This is a genomic window from Mariniradius sediminis (assembly GCF_021491425.1).
GTDB lineage: Bacteria > Bacteroidota > Bacteroidia > Cytophagales > Cyclobacteriaceae > Mariniradius > Mariniradius saccharolyticus.
In genome coordinates this window covers 127,304-149,108 of record NZ_JAKEVZ010000001.1, presented here as the reverse complement: position 1 = coordinate 149,108, position 21,805 = coordinate 127,304, and the positions used below count along the sequence as shown (strand labels likewise).

Sequence of the window (21,805 nt, the reverse complement as noted above, 5' to 3'; positions counted from 1 at the left end):
ATTTTCAATTATTTGTTTCTGTTATTAATACAATTTGACAAAATACCGTTGGGCAAATCCCAATCTCAGGTCTCTTAACTTGCCGCTCAGGGAATCATCCAAGACTTTGTCGTCGACTTTGAGGACGAAACCACCAATCAGGTTCGGATCGATTTTCTCCTCCAATTCAACCTTGGCTTTACCAGAAATTTCCTTCACCACGGCTACGAACTTGGAGCGAAGATCGGCAGTTAGGGGTACTGTGGTAGTCACTTCCGCGATCTGGATCCCAAGATGCTGGTTGTATTGCCGGATAAATTCCTTGGCGGTAGCCAACAGTACATTGGATCTGTTTTTCCGGGTAACGATATCAAAAAAATTCATCGTGATCTGGTGTCCGTCCTTTTCGAATAGTGCCTTTAGTACATTGCCCTTTTTCTCGGTATTTACGATAGGACTTTCAAACATGAGCACCAAGCCTCGATTTTCGGACGAAAGTGTGATCAGTTTTTTGACATCCTTCAAAACCGGTTCGAGTGCATTTCTCTCGACTGCCAATTCCAAAAGCGCTTTTGCATATCTAGACGCTACTTTAATCGCAGTCATAATCAGTTCATCTTAACGTCTTTCAACAACTCATCCACCAAGGCCTGCTGTGCAGCATCCGTGGCAAACTTTTTCTTCAGGAGCTTTTCAGCGACTTCAAGGGAAAGCATACCTACTTGCACTTTCATTTCTTCAAGCGCTGCCCTCTTCTCAGTTTCAATAGCCGCTTTGGCATTTTCCAGGATTTTCCCTGCATCTGCCTGAGCCTTTACCCGAGCTTCCTCGATAATCTGCTTGGCTGTCTCAGAGGCCCTGTGCAGCATCTCGTCGCGCTCGATCTTTGCCTCGTGGACAATTTTTTCGTTTTCAGCCTTGAGGTTAGCCATTTCATTCCTTGCTTGCTCGGCTGACTTCAAAGCCGACTCGATGCTCTTCTCACGTTCGTCCAAGGCCGCCAAAATTGGCTTCCAAGCATACTTGCTGAGAAGGAATAAAACGATCAAAAATCCGAGTGCAGACCAAAAGATCAGACCTAAGCCAGGTGTAATTAGTCCCATAGTTTATTATTTAATGCTGATTTGTTCAATAGTTGAAAGGAGGGGACTAACCTAGCGTCAGTCCCCGCTTCTTTGCTTAGAAAGTGTAATTACCCAATGCAATCAGCAGACAAACTACCACTGCAAACAGGGAAACCACCTCAATAAGAGCCGCGATGATCAGCATGGCAGTCTGGATTTTACCAGCTGCTTCAGGCTGACGGGCGATGCCCTCCATAGCTTGCCCACCGATTCGACCAATACCCAGACCTGCGCCAATCGCGACAATTCCGGCACCGATGCCTGCACCCATAAGTGCAAAACCGGCAGTAAGTAAGATTGAAGTTAACATACGTGTTAGGTTTTATAAATTGAACAAAGAAATTCCTGATTAATGGTGGTGCTCATGCTCCGCTACCGCCAATCCAATGTACATGGCAGAGAAAAGGGTGAACACATATGCTTGAATGGTGGCGACCAATAGTTCAATGAAGTTGATAAATACAACCATGATTGTACTCGCCACGCCAACTGCGTAAGATTCAAAAACGAATATCAGCGCAATGAAGCTCAAGATCACAATGTGGCCCGCAGTGATGGCCACAAAAAGACGGACCATCAAGGCAAATGGCTTGGTAAACAAACCAATGATTTCGACCGGAACGATGATCAACAACAGTGGGGCCGGTACGCCAGGTGTCGCAAACACGTGCTTCCAATAATCCTTGTTACCATTCAAGTTGGTGATGATGAAGGTAAAGATCGCCAGTGTAAACGTCAGAGAAATGTTGCCCGTGAAATTCGCCGCCTCTGGAAAAAGACCCAACAGGTTGCCTATCCAAATGAAAAAGAACAAGGTCAACAGATAAGGCGTGAATTTCAGGTATTTCTTGTGGCCGATGTTTGGGAGCGCAATTTCATCCCTTACAAAGACTACTATTGGTTCAATGAAGGACGCTATGCCCTTTGGAGCTGTTCCAGGACTGTTGCGGTAATGTTTCGCCGCCGAAAGCATTAAGAAAAGAATCACTGCCATGATGATGAACATCATCGCCACGTTTTTGGTAATCGAAAAATCATAAAAAACCCTGGATGAATCTGCTGCTTTTAGCTTGTATGTCTTGTCTATGTAGTAGCCGTTGACGACTACGTTTTCGCTGAATTCGTGGGTCTCGTGGTCGTGAAACTGTGAAGACATAAACACTTCCAATCCTTGGTCCGGAGAGTAAACAATCACCGGAAGCGGCAAGGTGACATGGGTGTGGCCAATGGTTGCAAAATGCCACTCGTAATTGTCCATCACGTGGGGCAAGATAAAGCCTGTCTTGCTTTCACCATCCCCCGCGGCCAAAACCGGAAAAGAAACGTTCAGTAAAATGACTGATAATAAAAGACTTATTGAAAGAAATTTGCGGAGCATCAGATAATTCTTTAGTGCCTATCTCGAATTCGGGCGCAAATTAGCTATAAGCATGTATATATCAAACAATAAGTAAAGGAAATAAACGATAAAGAAATTGACGATGAACAAAATAATATTTTCAACACCAAGCATTAACATGACTGCCACGAAACCAATACTGGATAAGAGGCGCAGTCCAATTCCGCCCAACAGGATGCTCACAGAATTTTCTTTGCTGAGTTGTAAAAGGTAGTGGGTAAACATCCCAGTAATCCAAGTCAGGATAATAAAAAATGCCATGATGGTCCACATGCTTTCATGGATCCAGGCAGGCTTTATGTATTGCTGGATCACGTAAATCACTCCTCCCAATAACAGTGAAAGAAGTATCAATTTGAGGGTAAGGATTTTGATTGCCTTCATGAAAGCTTGGGTGAAGGCGCAAAGCTAGTCTTTTTTGTGCTTTTGTTCAGCACGCTCGTCATTTTTCAGACTTACGTAGAGTTGGTAGAATGCAATCACCGTAAATAGCAGACAAAATAAAAGTATCCACAGTGGAAACTTCATGCCACTTTTTTGCTGAATCTTCCAACCTATCCAAGTCCCGAGGCCAATCACAGCAAAAAGCTGGAAAGAAAGCCCAAAATACTTCAGAAAAACAGGTGGGCTATGCGGAGACGAGCTGTTTTTGGGATTTTTCTTCATGCGGTCCCGATTTGGAATTCATGCCTGCTTTGGCATCCATCCTGCAGTCGCCATTGAAGGTAGCTCCATTTTCGATGACCAGCTTTTGGGTGCTGATATTTCCAAGGATGACGGCCGTCTTGGTAAGGTACAAAGTACCCGAACAGGTGACTTCGCCTTCCACTTTGCCGGAGATTTCCATTTCGGGGGATTGGAGGTTACCCTTGATGGTGGCCGAATCGCCTATGACGATCTTGGTTTTTGATTCTACCAAGCCTTCCAATTGACCTTCAATCCTGATATTCCCAGCTGCCCTGATATCACCTACTATTTTGGTCTCTTTGGAAATCACGTTGGTTGAACTCACCATCTCTGTTGCCGATTTTTTTTCTTCTAACTTGTTGAACATACTAGTCGAATGTAATGAACTCCTTTGGATTTAGGGGGGTGCCTTTGTACCACAATTCGAAGTGGAGATGCGGCCCGGTCGTCAGTTCGCCCGTATTTCCTATCACGGATACGATTTCGCCTGCCCTCACCACATCACCAGTGTGTTTCAATATTACCGAATTATGTTTATAAATCGAAATTAAGTCATTGGAATGTTGGATGCTGATCACATACCCGGTTTCCAGCGTCCAAGATGTCCAAATGACCGTTCCGCCTGCAATTGCCTTGACAGGCTCATTTTCCTTAGCTACGACGTCAACTCCAAAGTGGTCATTTTTCGGGGAAAAAACTGCCGTCAAAACGCCCTTGATTGGAGGAAAAAAGTAAGTCTCCATAAACGTGCTATTGCTCACCCCAACGACGGGAGTAGACTCGAGGGGCAATCCCTGAAACTCGTCCAGAATACTCTGTGTACCTGCCGAAGGCTGATATACCAATCCCTCTGGCTTTTCGACTTGTAAACTTTCTTCCGTTTTGGGGGCTGAAAGATCCTCCATTTCCGTTACGTTGCCCTCCATGATCTTTTCGAGGTTGGCGAGGTAGGTGTCTTTTTGGCTCACCGCCATGGTCAGCGAATCCACCATATCTGTTAGCATCAGTACTTTGGCTGTATTCTCCGTTTCCATAAACATCGGGTCAAACCACTGCCTGAGAAAGGTCCTTGCCAAAATCAGGGAAAGGCCAAAAACGATGATAAAGGAAAGTACGCCCAAAATCAGAATCCTGAAAATCGATATATTGACCGATCCCAAGACAGAAAAATCCTGTTTCTTCCGGACGACAACCAAGTATTTTTCATTGAGCCTATCGGCCCATTTTTCTCTTAAACCCACACTTGCAAGATTTCGGTAAAGTCTGTAAAAATATTATATTCCGCCGAAGCGTTTACTAATTTACACCATTTACAGTAATTTGGAAACCCAAAGTCTACGGCTAAGCCATGAAGCAAAAGATTTCCCCGTTTGTATTTCTGCTTTTTTTGATGGCCTGCTCTTCTGAGCGGAACACTTTTTTGAACCGGGCCTTCCACAATACAACGGCAAAATACAATGCCTATTATTATGCCAACGCAAAAATCCAGGAACTTGAGGCTGGCATCCAGGCCAATCACCGTGAGGATTTCACACAGGTACTTCCTGTTTTCTATCGCATTGACAGTGCTTTTATCAAGGAAAACAAAGAACTGCTCAAGGATGCACGAGGGTTTGCTTCCAAGGCCGTCGACTGGCACAGAATATCCAAATGGGTAGATCCAAGCTATTTCCTCCTGGGCATGGCGGACTATTACGAGGCACAATTTGACGATGCTTCCAATACATTCAAATACCTCAACGTCAATTCAAAAAAGAAGAAAATCAGGCACAGAAGCCTCATCCAACTCCTTAGAATTTCCACCGATTTGGGAAATTTCGAAGATGCAAATTATATCATCGACTATCTCACCAAGGAAACAGGGATCAGCTCCGACAACAAGTTCCACCTGTACAAGAACCTGGCATACTATTACGACAAAAGGGGAGAAATCAATGGCAAACTCGGGGCATTGGACCGGTCACTTGCTTTCACGAAGAACAAGAAAGAGTTGTCCCGCACCAACTTCATCATTGCCCAGCTTTACCAGCGGGAAGGGCTCAATTCTTTGGCTTTTGATTATTACCAAAAATCCCTACGTGGAAATCCCCCTTATGAGCGGTACTTTTTTGCCCAGTTGTATGCGCAGCAGGTTGCCGACCTCAACCGCGGCAAAGACGTAAAGCGCGTCAGGAGTTATTATGACGATCTTTATAAGGACACCAAAAACAAGGAGTTGCGTGATGTGATCCTTTATGAGAAGGCGGTTTTTGAATTGAAACAGGGTGATGTCGAAGAAGCCGAGAGACTCTTGATCCGTGCTGCAAAGGAAGATGGCAACAATCCAATACAAAAAGGTTATATCTATTCGAAACTGGCGGATATTGCATTTGAAATCAGGAACGATTTCGTCACTTCCAAATATTTCCTGGATAGTGCCGCCACAAATTTCCGCCCAGTCGACCCTCCGTATGAGGACATTATGGCCCGCAAGGAAGTCTTGGATAGATATGTGGAAAATTACCTGACGGTCAGCAGAAACGACAGCCTTCTCCAGCTGAGCGAACTCAGCCGCGAAGCGCAGGAACGAATTGCCCAGGACTTCATCAAAGCAGAAGAAGAGCGCCTGCTGAAGATGGCAGCGGAGAAAGACCAGCCCAAGGCAACCGGCATCTTCGATAATTTGTTAGCCTTCAGCGGCCGTGGTTCTGGACAGTCATTTTATTTTGAAAACGCCCTTGCCATACAGCAAGGCAGCATAGATTTTTCGCGAAACTGGGGCAACAGGCCGCTGCAAGACAATTGGCGACGGGCGAGCCAAAGCTTCCAAACTCCAACTTCCAGCCAAGGCAATGTGATTGGCCAAACCGACAGTCTTGGAGCGGAGCCGGAAAACCCCATTCTTTCCCAACTTCCGGAACTGGAGACGCTGCTTTCCAAGATCCCGAGCAATCCCGAGCAAATCAACCAAATGCGACTGGACCTCGAAGAGGCTTATTTTGAGCTTGGCAAGATCCTGTTTTTCGATTTGAATGTTCCGCTCATTGCAATCGAAAACCTCGAAAGCCTGATCACCAAATATCCAAATTCGGTGAAAAAACCCGAGGCCTACTACATCTTGTATCTGGCCCAAAAGGAAACCGGCGGAAATGCAGACATCTATGCACAGCGGCTAAATCGGGAATTCCCGAACTCGCCCTTTACACTTTCGATCAACAATCCCGAAAAAATATCGGGAAACCAAGCGTATCTGGAATCTTCCCGTGGTTACAAAGAAGCCTACGAGCTTTATCAAAACAAGCAATACACCGAATCGAGACAGAAAATCCGCTCGACACTTGAGCAGTTTCCTTTGACAAAAAACACCGATCGGCTGCTGCTGTTGGATATCATGGTCACGGGCAAAATCGACTCGAAAGACCTCTACCAAGAAAAATTGGAAAACTTCATCCAAACCTCGGAGGATGAGCCCTTGGTAAATATGGCAAGAAATATGCTTGGACTATTGACTGGGCCGGAATCTGCCGAACAAGAAGCAGGCGAAAGCGAGCCCGAAGAGCAGTCTGCGGAAACTACCGAGGAAGAAGTCCCCGTCGAAACTGAGGCCGAGGAAGCTGAAAGCCCTTACAAAGATAATCCTAACCAAACCCATATATTTGTGATCGCAATGGACCCGGAGAAAGCGCGGGAATCCAAAAACCTCTTGGGGGACTTGGAACTGTTCCACAGCCAAAATTTCGCAAGCTTCAAGCTGCGGACCGGCAATATGAACATGGGGAGGGAAAATGTTATATTCATTATCAGCCCTTTCAGTAATGCCGAAAAAGGGATTACCTACAGGGACAAGTTCATGTCCGATTTCCAGTCCAACATCCTTTCAGATGAAGAAAAGGGTAACTGCTTTCTCATATCAATAGAGAACTTCCAAGAACTCAACCGAAGGAAAAACCTGGACGAATACAGAAATTTCTACAAAAAGGCGTACTAAATACCTTTCCGATACTTTCTACAATGGCGAATATCACCACCGAAAAAATCATCAAATACATTTGGATAGCGTTTGGAGCAGGATTATTGGGCTTCATCATCTTTGTTTGGGCAGTGAGCGCCAATTTTCTGGGCCTTTTTGGTGAATTGCCCGATTTCAAGGAGTTGGAAAACCCCCAAAGCGAACTTGCATCCGAGCTCTACACTTCCGACGGAATCTTGTTGGGAAACTATGCCCGCGAAAACCGTAGCCCGGTGAGTTATTATGAACTTTCGCCGAATTTGGTCAATGCCCTGATAGCCACCGAGGACGTACGCTTCCAGGACCATTCAGGAATTGACTTCCAAAGTATGGGAAGGGTATTGTTCAAATCCATCATCCTGCAGCAAGGGGCAGGCGGAGGAAGTACGCTCAGCCAACAGACTGCAAAAAATCTTTTTAAGACCAGAAACCAAGACAGTCAGGGGATTCTCAGCCGAGTGCCCGGCCTGAGGATGCTCATCATCAAAACCAAGGAATGGATCGTGGCTGCGAAGCTCGAAAAGTCCTATACCAAGGATGAAATCCTGACCTTGTACCTCAACACCTCAGAATTTGGAAGCAATGCCTATGGTATCAAGACGGCATCCAAAACCTTTTTCAACAAAGAACCCATTGATTTGAATATCCAGGAATCGGCGATTTTGGTCGGCCTGCTCCAGGCACCTACGCGATTCAGTCCTGTTTTCAATCCAGAGAATGCCATCCGAAGGAGAAATACAGTTTTGGGTCAAATGGAAAAATATGATTTCATTTCTGAACAAGCGCATGATTCGCTGACTCAGCTGCCGATTGAGTTGGATTACAAAGTCCTCAACCAAAACCAAGGTTTGGCGACTTATTTCAGGGAAGTAATCAAGGCGGATTTGATCAAATGGACCAAAGAAAACCTCAAACCAGACGGTACTCCCTACGACCTATTTGGAGATGGCCTTAAGATCTACACGACGATCGACAGTCGCATGCAGCGCTATGCCGAGGAAGCTGTCGATGAACATATGCGGGAGCTTCAGAAAAAATTTGAAAAGGAAATGGGTACGCGCGATCCTTGGATTGACAACGGCGGACGTGTAATTCCCGATTTTTTAGAGACCGCGGTCAAGCGTACCGATGCTTACAGAAACTTGGTAAAGCAATACGGTGCCGGGTCCGATTCCATCCAAATCATTCTTAACCAGAAAAAACGGATGCGTATTTTCTCCTGGCAAAAAGGTGAAATCGATACCACGATGAGTACGATGGATTCACTGAGATATTACAAAAAACACCTCCAGACGGGATTTGTCTCCATGGATCCACATACTGGTCACATCAAGGCCTGGGTCGGAGGTATCAATTACAAATACTTCAAATTTGACCATGTCAGGCTCAGCAAGCGTCAGCCAGGCTCTACCTTCAAGGCCTTTGTGTATGCCGCTGCGATCGAAAATGGCTACAGCCCTTGCTATACGGTCATTGACCAACCCGTCGAAATCAATATTCCCGGACAACCGACCTGGAGCCCAAGCAACGCCGACGGCAAATTCTCCTATGAAAAAATGACCATTCGCTTGGCAATGGCCCAATCCATCAATTCCGTGACGGCATTTATGATGAAAAAACTCGGACCAAAAGTCATTGTGGAAACAGCCCATCGATTGGGTATTTCAAGTGACTTGGAAGAGGTGCCGGCTCTTGCATTGGGTACAAGCGATGTGTCAGTATTGGAAATGGTAGGTGCCATGGGCACCTTTGTGAATAAAGGAGAGCATATTACTCCGTTTTATATTGACCGCATAGAGGACAAAAATGGCAATGTCCTCGAGCAGTTTACGCCGAAAAAACGACCCGCAATGAGTGAGGAACATGCTTACCTGATGACATACATGCTGAGGGGTGGGTTTGAGGAATCCCAAGGGACAAGCCAAGGAGTGCCCTGGACCCTTCGTGAAGGCAACCAATTGGGAGGAAAAACTGGAACAACCCAAAATGCCTCCGATGGATGGTATATCGGGATGAGCAAAGACTTGGTTTCTGGAGCTTGGGTTGGCGGCGATGATCGGGCTATACATTTCAGAAGCTGGATTTCAGGCCAAGGTAGCCAAACTGCGAGACCTATTTGGGTAAAATATATGGCCAAAGTCTATGCCGACGAGACCTTGGGATACACAAGGGGACCGTTTCCACTGCCGGAGAGACCATTGAGCATTGAGATTGACTGCGCTAAGTATGAGTTGGAAAATCGCGGCTTTACGGACTTTGACTACGATCCGAAGAAAACCGATTTCTAAATCTACCGTATCTCAAGAATTTGCAAAAACAGCCTACCCGGCTGTTTTTCTATATTTGTAGGCTATGTTGACCAGTTCGTCGTTCCAAGCTTCAGATTACAATTCACTACCGGATTTGCCTGGGGTTTATAAATACTTCAATGCCGAACAGGAACTGATCTATGTAGGCAAGGCAAAAAGCCTTAAAAAAAGGGTCAGTAGCTATTTTGTAAAGGGCACGGGTCTGAATTACAAGACCAGACGGATGGTCAAGGAAATCCAGAAAATTGAAATCACGATCGTGGAAAACGAGCTGGATGCGCTTTTGTTGGAAAACAACCTGATCAAAAAAACCCAGCCAAGGTACAATATCCTTCTAAAGGACGACAAGACCTATCCATACCTCCTTCTGACCAAAGAGCCATTCCCCAGAATCTATCCGACCCGCAAACTGATACCCAATCGCGGAACCTATTTCGGACCATTCGCATCCGTAAAGGCGATGAACAACGTATTGGAACTGATCCGCAGTATTTTTACCATACGCACCTGTAGACTGGATCTCAGCGCTGAAAATATCCAAGCAAAAAAATTCAAGATCTGTTTGGAATACCATATTGGCAACTGCCTCGGCCCTTGCGAGGGATTGCAAAAAGAAGAAGATTACCTCAAAGAAATCGAGCATGCCAAGCATATTTTGAAAGGAAACCTAGGCGCAGCGAAAACCTTCCTCAAAAAAAACATGCTGGAGGCGGCTGAATCATTGGCATTTGAACGGGCACATTATTTCAAAAACAAACTTGACCTCCTCGAAAAATACCAAGCCAAATCCTTGGTAGCAAACCCATCCATCCAGGACTTGGACGTTTTTGGGATCGAATCCGATGAGAAATCCGCCTATGTGAATTACCTCAAGGTCAAAAATGGAGCCATCATCATCACCAAAACCGTTGAGCTGAAAAAGCGACTGGACGAAACGGAAGGCGAACTTTTACTTACGGCAATCATCCGACTCAGAGACCAGTTTAATTCTGACGCAGAGGAAATCATTGCGAATATCCCCTTGGAAGAGGAGTTTGAGGGAATGAATGTAACAGTTCCAAAAATTGGCGATAAGAAGAAACTTGTAGAACTATCTCTAAAGAATGCGCGGTATTACCGAACCGAAAAACTCCTCAGCGCGGGTGAAGTCAAAGACAAAAAAGACAGAGTCATCAAACAACTACAGGCTGACCTTTCCCTCAAGGAAATCCCCAGGCATATCGAGTGCTTTGACAACTCCAATATCCAAGGCACTAATCCGGTAGCCAGTATGGTCTGCTTTCTCAACGGAAAACCCGCGACAAAAGAATACCGCCACTTTCATGTAAAGACCGTCGAAGGGCCCAATGACTTTGCGAGCATGACGGAAATCGTGGGTCGTCGCTACCGTCGGCTATTGGAGGAGGAAAAAGACCTGCCCAACCTGATTGTAATCGACGGAGGAAAAGGACAGCTCTCTTCAGCAGTGGAAGCGATGAAGGAATTGGGGATTTATGGCAAAGTGCCCGTGATTGGTATCGCCAAACGCCTGGAGGAAATCTATTTCCCTGAAGATCAATATCCTCTTCACATCGACAAGAAATCTGAGTCACTCAGGCTCCTGCAAAAAATCCGAGACGAAGCCCACCGCTTTGCCATTACCTTTCACCGACAGGTACGCAGTAAGAAGGCTTTCAATACCACGCTCACGGACATCGAAGGGATCGGCGAAGCAACGGCCAATAAGCTTTTGAAACATTTCAAATCGGTCAAAAAGATCAAAGAAGCCGATGTGGAAAGCTTGGCAGCAGTGATCGGGACAGACAAAGCGGAAAAAGTCTTCAACACGATACAACAAAAAAAGAGCGGGGATTAGCCCGCTCTTCTTTTGGATTTTTTACCATTCCCATAGTCCATTCTCGAAGTCGAGTAGCTTGTGCTCAAACTCCAGAGAGTTGAGATAGGCCTGCAGTTCCGGATTCGGATGGTTTGGATTGACCATATCCGCAATGTAAGCATTGTCTGGATTCGTGTATCTCCTTACTACTGACCTGAACAGCCTTTGGTCAAATACCTGATCGTAGGTTAGGTTTTTGGCGGAGTTTTGGAAAATCAGCCACCTAGCTTCCGGATGTTCTTGGAAGTGGTTGTAGAAATCCTTGAACCGGATAAAGCCGATGGTTTTCTGACCAGCATTGGCATTTGTCTGTGAAGGCATCACCAATTCGATGTGTTTGACATCAAATTTGATTTGGGAATGATGCTTGTCGAAAACAAAATGCTCCATGAAATCCAAGTAGTACAGTTGTTTCACGAAAATACTGTCTCCATTGGCAGCAATCCAGAAATTCTCTTGGAATTCAGAAATGGACAGCGGGCGGGTAAACTCTTCATCAGCGAATACCTCCAAGGCATTGTCTTCGACGATTGCTTTGTAGATTTGGTTGATGATCCCGTCATTTTTCGTATCACCTGAACCGTACAACGGCTGGTTGTACTTTTCCCTCAGATCGATCCTTCTCCATACAGAGATTTGGTACATTTTGTCGTCCTCGCGGATCGGATGGGCTGAAAAAACAGTATCCATCTTGAATTGCCTATCTCCAGCCCTCGAAGGAGTCACGCTGGTAGCACCTTGGCCCATGGCATCGACACCAAGGAGCAACAAGGAAAATAGACCGATGATTTTAGGATAAATTTTCATATTCCTGAATTTTTGGCCGGATCATTCCGGCCTGTGATTATTTGATCGCTATCCTGTAGATTTCAGGTTGATTGCTCTTGATCTTGTTGCCACGGAAGTTGGTTCTTGTTACTTCCGTTACCCTTATCACCAAGTTGTCACCACTTTTTGCAGATGCCAACAGGTTACGAATCGCTACGTTTTCTCCCGTGATGTTCACTTTTTCCCGAGGAACTTCATTTCTCAATAGGATAACCTCACCGCCAGTCACTTCAAACTTGGCATCTTTCGCCATGGTTCTTCCAAAGTTGGCTTCTGGGATTGCCCTTACCATCAATGTAGAAGGACCTGGTGCAGGATAAGCCACGCTCAAGTCGATTTGTCCACGGCCGTCAAACAACCTTACTGTTGGTGCAGGAACTGGCTTGATATCGTAGTCAACGTTTCCTATTTTGTTTCCACCGCTGCTTACGCCGATCGTAACTTTTCCGGAGGCTCCAGGAATTACAGTCACTTGGCCTGGTTTGCTTCCTTGGATAAAAGTACCGTTGCTAATCGTGAAGGCAGGTGCGTAGGTATTTCCCAAAGCGGGTACATCAATCATCAGGTCATTGGCGCAGTCCGCATAAAGCTGGTTTACCACTTCAGAAGTAACTTTGATGACAGGCTGAGCGATGAAATATTCGTATTCGATTGGCAATACCTTGTCTTCGCCGCCTACGTTTGTCACAATCTCGCCTTTCAAGACTGATCTTGCCAATCCACGGTCGTCATATTGACTTGCAGGCGGAACAGTGAATTCAATTTTTCCAAATCCATTTTCTACAGGAACATCTCTGCCGTTGACACGCATAACTGGAGTCGCTGATGAAGATGAAGATGCGATGAACATGTCACCTTGAAACTTGGTACCGGCTGCAACCACATTGGAGAGTGCAGCGATTCTAGCCTCAACGATATCTGCTTTGTAGTAGAACGAACCGATTGAACCGAAAATTGCATTCAGTGACTCTGCTTCGATGTTCAAAACTTCATTTTGGTATTGGGAAATCAAAGCCATTACGGCACCTACTGGAGACTTCACAAAGTTCAAGAACACGAAATTCTTGTTCCTGACATCAGGGTCGTTTTTGAAGATGTCGATATCCTTGGCGTCTTTCGCGATGTCATTAAAAGACATTTCGATATTCAACCCTTTAAGAATTTCAGATATCTCCTTTGGATACGTATTCAACTTCTCCTGCATCTCGAAACCCTTGCGGTTGTTGTTGAAAATGTTGCCGGCAATGTCCACGTTTTTCAAAGCGGAGTTTTTGAATTGACCTTGATCATTTTTCGCATCGGACACTGTCAACAATTCTGTTTTCAGATCTTCCAAATACTTATAGACCTCTGAAGTCTTTTCCCTGACTTTTCTTGCCGCTTCTACCTTGGGCACGTCTCTTACGTTGTTGCCCTGCTGTTCTACTGCGCCTGCGATGGATGCTACGGTGGACTCGTTCTTCGCAATAAAGTTTTTCGAAGTCCTTTCCATTCCATCATTCAAAAGCACAAACTTCTGGAGAATCTGGTTACTTACCTGCAATGCCAGCAACGCTGTCAATACAAGGTACATCATCCCGATCATCCGCTGTCTAGGTGTCTCTTTACCTCCTGCCATAATTTCTAAATACGTTTGATGAATTATGAATCAGGCTTAGCCTTTCATGGCTGTCAACATGCCACCATAGATTTTATTGAGAGAGCTCACGTTGGAATTCAATTTGGCCAACTCGCTCTTAAACTGTTCTGTTTCTTTTCCAGCTTCTGTCAAGCCTTCCATTGCAGTGGCCACGTTGGCATAAAACTTATTCAAAGTCTTGAGGTGTGTTTGGGCATCCAAAAGCTCCATTTCGTACACATTGTTCAATGCAGAAAGGTTTTTGGTCACAGTGACCACTTGATTGTGATATTCTTTCGCATCCTGAGAAGCGGATGAAAGTTCTGTCAATGCCATTGCTGTCTTTCCGTAAGACTGATTGATATCAACCAAGGTTTTGGAAGCGGTCTTTACGTTTGTAGCATATTCATTTGTAGCTACTGCTGCGTCTGCAATAGTGCCCATTTTTTCAGCTGAGCTAGCTAAGTTTTGGATTCCTTTTCCAAGGCTGTCGATCAGTTCCGGACCAACTTTGGCGTTGGCGAGCATTTCGTCAAACTTAGCCGCGAGTGGATCTTTTGCTGCAGCTTTGGATGCCTTTGGTTGGGCGGGCTCTTCACCAGCCAACTCTGGATAGACTTTTGTCCAATCTACCTCTTCGTGCCTTGGTTCGAAAGCAGAAAGGAAGAAAATCAAAGCTTCTGTAGTTAGACCGACACCAATCATCAAGCTGGCGAAAGGCCAGTCAAGGATTTTGAACATTGCGCCGAGGATTACAACTGCTGCACCGATACCGTAGATTTTTGGCATGATGACGGTGTAGAATTGATGTTTGAAGGAGTGTTTGTTGTTTGCCATAATTGTGTAAAAGTAAAAGGTGATAGAGTGATTAAGGTATCTTTAGAGTTTATCTTTTTCTTCTTCTGTTGTTGCTTACATCCATGGAACCTGATCTGCCCAAATAGGTCATGGCAGTACGGAAACCGATGTGTGCAGTCTTTACGTCTTGGAATTCATAAGTACGGGTACTGGTTTCCAAATAGTGTGCAATGTCTTTCCAAGAACCGCCGCGAACGACTTTTCTTTTCTCGTTGGCATTGTCATACCTAGGATCCAAATCCCAAGTCAAGGCACCTGCAACAGGGCTGTAGGCATCGAGTACCCACTCGCCGACGTTTCCTGACATGTTGTACAAACCAAAGCCATTTGGAGCAAATACATCTACAGGTGCTGTGTAAGCAAACCCATCGTCGATGTAGTTACCTCTTCCAGGCTTGAAGTTTGCCATCAAGCATCCACGCTTGTTTTTCAGGTATGGACCACCCCAAGGATACTTGGCAACTTCTTTTCCGCCTTTGGCCGCATATTCCCATTCGGCTTCTGAAGGCAAGCGGAATGCAGGATAGTCAAATTCGTACTTGTCGTTTGCGTTGAGGTGATAGGTTCTCCACTGGCAGTACATTTGTGCCTGCTCCCAGCTTACGCCTACTACCGGATAGTTGTCAAATGCCGGATGGTCAAAATAGAACTCCATCAACGGATCTCCATAGTGGTAGGTGAAGCTCGTGTTCCATACAGTAGTATCAGGCAACACGGTGTTGAGGTCGAAGGTCGGAGCGTCCTTCAAAGTCGTTGGAGTAGCATATGCATACTCACCGGCACGAACTGCCTCTACAAATTGCCTGTACTTGTTGTTGGATACTTCATACTTATCCATGTAAAACTCGGAGATGGTCAATTGCTTGTTCAAAGACGACTGCGAAAACGCAATGTCCTCGTCGGCTTGGCCCATCCAAAAAGTCCCTGCCTTGATAGGCACCATGTCCATAGGTAGGAGTTGTTGCCACACAACTCGCTTTGGTACGCCCGTGACTTCACCTCTTCGGTTAGCTTTTTCACTGGCAGATCCCTTCTTGCCCAAAAGTCCGCAACTTGGTAGTAACCCTACCACCAAAAGTGCCGAAATTATGCTCAAAACGCGTGAATTCATTTTTTTAGACATAAATTACATTAAACCATTTACCAAATTTTAACCACTTTTTTGAGTAGCTACAAGAGCGAAAATTAAAGTAAAATCTTAGAATTACACAAATCAGTTGGGCAAATTTCCAAGATTTTTTTTTAGAACCGGAACCTCGGAGTCCTTTGTATCGTACGTTGGAAATCCCTGGTCACGTCGGGAAGCACATAGGATAACATGAACTCGTGACTCGTCGGAGCCTTTGCAGGCTGCCCACTGACAACCAAGTCGAAGGCATATCCCAAACGGAGGGAGTTGTCTCGAAGGATACTATAACCTAGCAACATTGATACCGATTCCTCTCCCCTGAATGCTACACCAGCGCTTACTTTCTGGTTGTACGTGGCAATAACGCTCAAATCATAGGAAAAATTATTGAAGGAGACAGATTTCACAAGGACACTCGGTTCGAAGGTCCATTGTGCAAAGGTCTTGATGCGATACCCTGCCAATAGATAGGAGTGGTTCATAAGTTGATTGTCAACTTCACCGCCCGCGAAATCAAACACCGGCTGGTTGATGTGTCGGCTACCCAGGGCGAAGTAATATTTTATCTTATCAAAGAATATACCCGCTCCATAATTGATATTCATCTGTGTTTCGCTGCCGGTTTGCGGGATTTTTGGATCTGGATTGACCGAGAAAAGCTCATCAAATTTGATCGTACTTGAATACATCCCTCCAGAAGCTCCAAAACTGAGTTGGCCGCGTCGTAGACGTATGTGATACGCCAATGACACATTGAGCTCTTGGTTAGTAGAAATTGCGATATTGTCGTTTACGAAATTGATCCCAAGGCCCAGCTTGGTATCATTGATCCTTGCCGAACCAGTAAGGAGTTGTGTAATTGGCGCCGGACCATTTGTCCCTGTATAATTCAACCATTGGGTCCTGTGCAATGCCGAAAATCGATAGCCCCCATCCTTCCCCGCAAATGCAGGGTTATAATAGAGGCCGTTGTACATGTATTGGGTAAACTGTGCGTCCTGTTGCCCATGTGCGAGAACCGCCAAAAAATTTGTTGCCAAAAGCAACCAAAAACCGGTGGACAAAAAACTGTGGATTTTACTCATGAATGAATAATTCTCTTCGTGAAAACTCTATTCTACACATTTAAACTCATTTTCACCAGAAAAGATTAAAAACTTCACAAATTATTGGCCTTTTTGATATACAATTCCAAGGCACCGGTCATACTTGGCGCATTCGGCATGGGTGCCTCGATATCCAATATCAATCCTTGGGCGCGCACTTCGTTGGCAGTAGTAGGGCCGAAGGCAGCGATCCTGGTGTTGTTTTGTTTGAAATCGGGGAAGTTTTGCTTCAAGGATTTGATACCCGACGGAGAGAAGAACGCCAAAATATCATATTTGATGTCCCTCAAATCCGACAAATCCGCCGCCACGGTATGGTAAATGATCGCTTCTGTGTAGGCGATATTATTTTTTGCCATGTATTCCGGAATCTCGTCCTTCCTGATGTCGGAACATGGAAACAGGTATTTCTCGGATTTGTGCTTTTTGAAATAATCAAACAAATCCGCAGCAGTCTTTTGTCCCACGTACAGCTTGCGCTTGCGGATGACGATATACTTCTGAAGATAATGTGCTGTCTGATCCGAAATACAGAAGTACTTCATCTCAGGCGGCATCTCAACCTTCAATTCCTTGCAGATCGTGAAAAAATGATCTATCGCATTTCTGCTTGTGAAGATAATCGCCGTATGCTTGAGTATATCGATCTTCTGTTTTCGGAAATCCTTTACGGAAACCGGCTCGACCTGTATAAATGGCCTAAAATCTATCTTGAGGTTGTACTTTTCCGCAAGTTGAAAATAAGGTGACTTCTCGTCGGTTGGCTTCGGCTGTGACACCAAAATACTCCTGACCGGATTCAATCTGTCTTTGGTAGATTTAGTCATAATGTACTAAGCCTTTAACACGTTTGCATCGAATCAGCCGATGACAATCTTGGAAATTGCCAAAAGAGGCACCAATTCGGTGGTGCAAATGTAAACAAATAAATGGTAATTTTTAAAGGGCACCCTATTGCTCATGATCCAATACAGGAGAAAAACACCAACCAAATAAATCCAAAAAAAGGCATATAACGAATATTGTACGGTAATTTCTAAATCGATGAAATTATTTAAATGTATCACAGCGACAACAAAAGCGATAACGAATATTGTTATGGAAATAATGCGAAGCAAATAAAAGAAATGGGGAACAACTACTTTTTTGAGTTCAAACAGGAACCCGAATGCCTGCAGAAATGAAAACTTAAGTACACCCAACCCGGTAATGACAAGCGACCCGAGCAGCCAATATAGGAACAACTGGTTCAGATCGCCTCTTACTATAAAAAGCAAACTTTCCCTATCAGTGACATCGACTAGCAGCATAAGCAACAGAAAGGCGGCCATGTTGATGATCAACAAAAAGAATATGACGTCCAAGGAGAAGAACTTTTGTAATCCGGTACTTTCGGAAAAGTCCTCCGCAGACACCACCGAAGTGGGGGTGATAATCATACCTAATACGAATGGATAAATCAATTTGTAAATGGCCACGAGCAGCAACACACTCACCAGGGCAACGAAAAAGAAATCGGGAAACGCAGACTTTATCCTGTACTCAGGCTGTAGAGGATCTACCTTTCGGGGCATGATCAATACCGGTGCCGCCGCCTGTTCTTCATTTGAGAAATACCCCTTTTGCAGAATAACCGCTCCAGGGTTGATTTCGGGGCTAATGATTGTGAGCTTATTTTCGGAGGCCAAATTTTCGCCCACAAATTCAGAAACCAACGTCACCGGCAGGACGATCGTCGTGTCACTTTTTGCCATGATCCAGAGTCGATCCTCCCAAAATACAACCGCGCCCTCTGGCAGCCCGACCTTCAGATCGGATTTTGGAAAAGATCGGAGGTCAACCATGACTTCGATTTGATCATAGGCACCTATCCGAGTGGCAGAATAGTTCTCCAAAATCCTAGGCCCATAATTTTCCAGGACCTGCGAAAAGGCTCCGCCGCATCCGATCATCAGCACCCATAAAACAGCCACTATTTTTTGCGCCATTGCCATGAATCAAAACCTGCCAGTATATCCAAAGTGAATTTTTGAAAGATTGAATGCGAAATCTTGCGTATTTGATCTGCCCAGAGCGTACACAAAATTGAAAACGCCATTGCCGGTCTCCAGACTCAAACCCATCCCAGCAGAAAAGGTGTTGTCCCTGGGAAGTGACAAGACCGCGTTCTCCATACTTCCAAGGTCGGCAAAAATCATAAAATATGAATAGGTATCAAAATAAAAACGCGGTTCTACATTGAGGAAAAGGTATTGATTCGCAAAAAAGAAGTTTTCATTGAAACCCCTGATCGTACGAAGGCCTCCAAGGCGAAATAGGTCGTTGAGGAATAGATTCTCGTTATCTACCACCCCACCCGATAGCCTTGTCCAAATACCCCATTGCGGCCTGAGATAAAAATGTTTCTCAATCATGGCGGTCAAATAATACTGAAGGGTCTTCATTTCGATGTCGGCATACAACTCAGAAGGAATTGCGGTGTTCTGAAGGATATTTTTGTTGCCAATCGAGAACTCCAAGGCCGCTGCCATTCCCCTTCTGGGGAAAAACACATCATCGAGCAACAGATGCCTGTAGTTCACTCCATAATTATTGAACCTGAAATCCCCCGAATTGGGTAATTCCGTCAAGTTTTCCAGTCCATTTACAGCCAACAAATCCCCTGCCTGTCTTCGTGTGAAAAACTTGAGGTACCCATCCCGCAGAATTCGGGATCCAAATTCCAATTTAAAATCCCTATTCAGAAAAGTGGTGTCTTCCTTCAAGAGTGAAAAACTCAAGCCCATGTCTATCGGCGTTCCCAATAACAAAGGTTCCCACCCGGAGACAAGCAAGGATTGGGACTGCTGGTTGAATCGCTGCCAATGGAGCTCATAATTACGGCCCCTGCCTCCGACGTTGTAAAGGGCGATATCGACCTGCCCCGTGATGAGCAATTTGTTTCCATCCAATTCGTTGGGCAAGAAACCTATGATACCGTCCAAGGAGTTGATCTTTCTGTCTGCAAGGGGGAGGTAAAGTGTGGCTTGTTCATTTTGAAAGCTGAGCTCCGGCGTGTCTTCCCAACGCAAATAAGGCAGCGTTTTGATTTGGGAGATCCCTTCCGTAACTTTCTTTTGGGAAAAAGGCTCGCCGTATCTGATCTGAAGGAAATTGGAGAGAAACTTTTGTTTGATGCGTGAGTCTCCGGTTACTTTGACCGAATCAAAACTAATGAAGGGTCCTTCCTCCAGGTGCAGACTCGCAGCGAAGTCAGTTCCCGATCTGCGGAGGCTGTCAAGGCGCAGGGCTGCAAAAGGATAGCCACGGTTTTCTGATTCGGCAATAATCGACTCCATCATCCGTGCTACTTGCCGATAATCCAGCGGCTTGTTGGAAAACCTTCTCAGGTCCACGCCTGCTTTTACAAGGAGCACAGGATCGACATTTCCAATACCCAACTCTATCCACGAAAACCGATCGCCCGAATCCACCCTAAGCCAAAGGGAATCCGCCGAACTCCGGACCACTTTTTCCCGGGGAACCAAAAAGCCAGCCTGATGCAATTCTTGGTATTTGCTTTTTACAAAATCGCTCAAAACCAATGAATCCCTAAAAAAATGCTCCTCTTTTGCCTGCATCGCGCCGGTCACTTCCCAACGCAGCCATTTTTGGTTTTGGGCGTAAGCCGAATGGATACAAGCAACAATCAGGCAGCAGCGCAGAAGGAAATCTCTTTTCAAAATGGAGGAAGGGTTTACCTATCTTTGGGGCTAAAAGTAAACAAATTGTCCGGCATCTACATCCATATTCCCTTTTGCAAGCGCGCCTGTCACTACTGTGACTTCCACTTTAGCACCAACTCGAGCCAAATGGAAGTGATGGTTTCGGCGATCTGCAAGGAACTGGAGTTGAGGAAGGATTTTCTTGGATCAGACCAAATTATCAAAACGGTCTACTTTGGCGGGGGGACGCCCTCTCTGGTTCCAACTGATTTGTTGAAAAAGATCATGCAGCAAATCAGCACCTACTATGAGACTGACTTGGAGGAAGTGACTTTGGAAGCCAATCCGGACGACCTTTCGGATAAAAATCTGGAAGAATGGAAGGCTCTCGGAATAGATCGGCTGAGTATCGGTATCCAAACGTTTGATGAAAATGTGCTCCGATTTTATAACCGTGCGCATACCCGAGAGGAATCTCTCCTCGCTATTCAGCGTGCCAAGGCAGCCGGCTTTGGCAAATTGTCGATCGATCTGATCTATGGCTTTCCCGCCATGGACCATGGGATATTTCTTGCAGACCTTGACATTGCATTGGAACAAGACCCCGGACATATAAGTAGCTATTGTCTGACCGTAGAGCCAAAAACTGTGCTGGGCAATTGGGAAATGAAAGGGAAATTCCAATCCGCGACCGAGGATTTTGCTGCCGAGCAGTTCGAAATCCTCCTGGATAGACTGGAAGGCGCGGGCTACATCCAATACGAAATCTCCAATTTTGGTAAGCCCGGGAATTTCGCCCTTCACAATACCAACTATTGGAAATCTGTCCCCTACCTCGGTATCGGCCCAAGTGCGCATTCTTATGACGGAAAAAACCGAGGTGCTAACATTGCCAACAACGCCCGGTACATCAGAGGGATGGAAAATGGACCTTCTCCCTATACCGCAGAGACTTTGGCTGGTGCAGATAGGGTCAATGAATATATATTGACATCGCTTCGGACGATTTGGGGCCTTGACATCAATCTTGTGTCGTCGCTTTCCGGTGTGGATTTTATGGCTAAAAAAGCAAAACTGCTTGACAAACTTTATTCAGAACAATTGGTGCTCTTGAAAGACAATCACCTATTTCTGACCAGAAAAGGAAAGTTTTTGGCAGACAGTATCGCTGCGTCACTGTTCATCGGATAATTTGAGGTA

At 45.3% G+C, this 21,805-nt stretch carries 20 protein-coding genes; 4 read left to right on the top strand and 16 right to left on the bottom strand.

Features of this window, described 5'->3' with window-relative positions; translation table 11 throughout:
• Positions 1 to 24 precede the first annotated feature (24 nt).
• The 8 genes from atpH to L0U89_RS00605 all read right to left on the bottom strand — a co-directional run bounded on the left by atpH (position 25) and on the right by L0U89_RS00605 (position 4,430).
• Positions 25 to 585, bottom strand: coding sequence for an ATP synthase F1 subunit delta (gene atpH / locus L0U89_RS00640; RefSeq protein ID WP_040479014.1), 561 nt, complete (start codon positions 583 to 585; stop codon positions 25 to 27).
• A gap of 2 nt (positions 586 to 587) precedes the next feature.
• Complete coding sequence (gene atpF / locus L0U89_RS00635; RefSeq protein ID WP_008624731.1) at positions 588 to 1,082, bottom strand: F0F1 ATP synthase subunit B; 495 nt, start codon at positions 1,080 to 1,082, stop codon at positions 588 to 590.
• A 76-nt stretch (positions 1,083 to 1,158) separates the two neighbouring features.
• Complete coding sequence (gene atpE, locus L0U89_RS00630; RefSeq protein WP_040479016.1) at positions 1,159 to 1,413, bottom strand: ATP synthase F0 subunit C; 255 nt, start codon at positions 1,411 to 1,413, stop codon at positions 1,159 to 1,161.
• A 39-nt stretch (positions 1,414 to 1,452) separates the two neighbouring features.
• Positions 1,453 to 2,481: a F0F1 ATP synthase subunit A gene (gene atpB, locus L0U89_RS00625; RefSeq protein WP_234859752.1), complete on the bottom strand. Its 1,029-nt coding sequence runs from the start codon at positions 2,479 to 2,481 to the stop codon at positions 1,453 to 1,455.
• Between the two features lie 18 nt (positions 2,482 to 2,499).
• Positions 2,500 to 2,886: a hypothetical protein gene (locus L0U89_RS00620; RefSeq protein ID WP_008624738.1), complete on the bottom strand. Its 387-nt coding sequence runs from the start codon at positions 2,884 to 2,886 to the stop codon at positions 2,500 to 2,502.
• A gap of 24 nt (positions 2,887 to 2,910) precedes the next feature.
• Entirely contained in the window at positions 2,911 to 3,168 is a 258-nt protein-coding gene (locus L0U89_RS00615) for an AtpZ/AtpI family protein (protein WP_234859751.1), read from the bottom strand.
• Positions 3,131 to 3,556 carry a bactofilin family protein gene (locus L0U89_RS00610; protein ID WP_008624741.1) on the bottom strand — a complete coding sequence of 142 codons (426 nt, stop codon included), beginning with the start codon at positions 3,554 to 3,556 and terminating at the stop codon, positions 3,131 to 3,133. Before L0U89_RS00610 ends, L0U89_RS00615 begins: the two co-directional genes overlap by 38 nt.
• A 1-nt stretch (position 3,557) precedes the next feature.
• Positions 3,558 to 4,430, bottom strand: coding sequence for a M23 family metallopeptidase (locus L0U89_RS00605; protein WP_008624743.1), 873 nt, complete (start codon positions 4,428 to 4,430; stop codon positions 3,558 to 3,560).
• A gap of 107 nt (positions 4,431 to 4,537) precedes the next feature.
• Here L0U89_RS00605 and porW point away from each other — a divergent pair, with 107 nt between their 5' ends.
• From porW to uvrC, 3 genes are all read left to right on the top strand, one after another.
• Positions 4,538 to 7,156 carry a type IX secretion system periplasmic lipoprotein PorW/SprE gene (gene porW, locus L0U89_RS00600; RefSeq protein WP_234859750.1) on the top strand — a complete coding sequence of 873 codons (2,619 nt, stop codon included), beginning with the start codon at positions 4,538 to 4,540 and terminating at the stop codon, positions 7,154 to 7,156.
• A 23-nt stretch (positions 7,157 to 7,179) separates the two neighbouring features.
• Entirely contained in the window at positions 7,180 to 9,465 is a 2,286-nt protein-coding gene (locus L0U89_RS00595) for a penicillin-binding protein 1A (RefSeq protein ID WP_234859749.1), read from the top strand.
• Positions 9,466 to 9,529: 64 nt separating this feature from the next.
• On the top strand, positions 9,530 to 11,341 hold the full coding sequence (uvrC, locus tag L0U89_RS00590) for an excinuclease ABC subunit UvrC (RefSeq protein WP_234859748.1): 1,812 nt from the start codon (positions 9,530 to 9,532) through the stop codon (positions 11,339 to 11,341).
• Positions 11,342 to 11,362: 21 nt separating this feature from the next.
• On the opposite strand, the gene porN is transcribed toward uvrC, so the two are convergent.
• From porN to L0U89_RS00550, 8 genes are all read right to left on the bottom strand, one after another.
• Complete coding sequence (gene porN, locus L0U89_RS00585) at positions 11,363 to 12,169, bottom strand: type IX secretion system ring subunit PorN/GldN (RefSeq protein ID WP_234859747.1); 807 nt, start codon at positions 12,167 to 12,169, stop codon at positions 11,363 to 11,365.
• A 37-nt stretch (positions 12,170 to 12,206) separates the two neighbouring features.
• Complete coding sequence (gene porM, locus L0U89_RS00580) at positions 12,207 to 13,808, bottom strand: type IX secretion system motor protein PorM/GldM (RefSeq protein ID WP_234859746.1); 1,602 nt, start codon at positions 13,806 to 13,808, stop codon at positions 12,207 to 12,209.
• Positions 13,809 to 13,844: 36 nt separating this feature from the next.
• Positions 13,845 to 14,645 carry a type IX secretion system motor protein PorL/GldL gene (gene porL, locus L0U89_RS00575; RefSeq protein WP_008624752.1) on the bottom strand — a complete coding sequence of 267 codons (801 nt, stop codon included), beginning with the start codon at positions 14,643 to 14,645 and terminating at the stop codon, positions 13,845 to 13,847.
• A gap of 49 nt (positions 14,646 to 14,694) precedes the next feature.
• On the bottom strand, positions 14,695 to 15,789 hold the full coding sequence (porK, locus tag L0U89_RS00570) for a T9SS ring complex lipoprotein PorK/GldK (protein ID WP_040479019.1): 1,095 nt from the start codon (positions 15,787 to 15,789) through the stop codon (positions 14,695 to 14,697).
• A gap of 119 nt (positions 15,790 to 15,908) precedes the next feature.
• On the bottom strand, positions 15,909 to 16,880 hold the full coding sequence (locus L0U89_RS00565; RefSeq protein ID WP_234859745.1) for a PorP/SprF family type IX secretion system membrane protein: 972 nt from the start codon (positions 16,878 to 16,880) through the stop codon (positions 15,909 to 15,911).
• Positions 16,881 to 16,954: 74 nt separating this feature from the next.
• Complete coding sequence (locus L0U89_RS00560) at positions 16,955 to 17,728, bottom strand: uroporphyrinogen-III synthase (RefSeq protein ID WP_234859744.1); 774 nt, start codon at positions 17,726 to 17,728, stop codon at positions 16,955 to 16,957.
• 33 nt (positions 17,729 to 17,761) lie between these two features.
• Positions 17,762 to 18,889 carry a DUF4271 domain-containing protein gene (locus tag L0U89_RS00555; RefSeq protein WP_234859743.1) on the bottom strand — a complete coding sequence of 376 codons (1,128 nt, stop codon included), beginning with the start codon at positions 18,887 to 18,889 and terminating at the stop codon, positions 17,762 to 17,764.
• Positions 18,890 to 18,898: 9 nt separating this feature from the next.
• On the bottom strand, positions 18,899 to 20,623 hold the full coding sequence (locus L0U89_RS00550) for a BamA/TamA family outer membrane protein (RefSeq protein WP_234859742.1): 1,725 nt from the start codon (positions 20,621 to 20,623) through the stop codon (positions 18,899 to 18,901).
• A gap of 45 nt (positions 20,624 to 20,668) precedes the next feature.
• On the opposite strand from L0U89_RS00550, the gene hemW reads away from it, so the two are divergent.
• Positions 20,669 to 21,796, top strand: coding sequence for a radical SAM family heme chaperone HemW (hemW, locus tag L0U89_RS00545; protein WP_234860110.1), 1,128 nt, complete (start codon positions 20,669 to 20,671; stop codon positions 21,794 to 21,796).
• Positions 21,797 to 21,805: the final 9 nt, after the last annotated feature.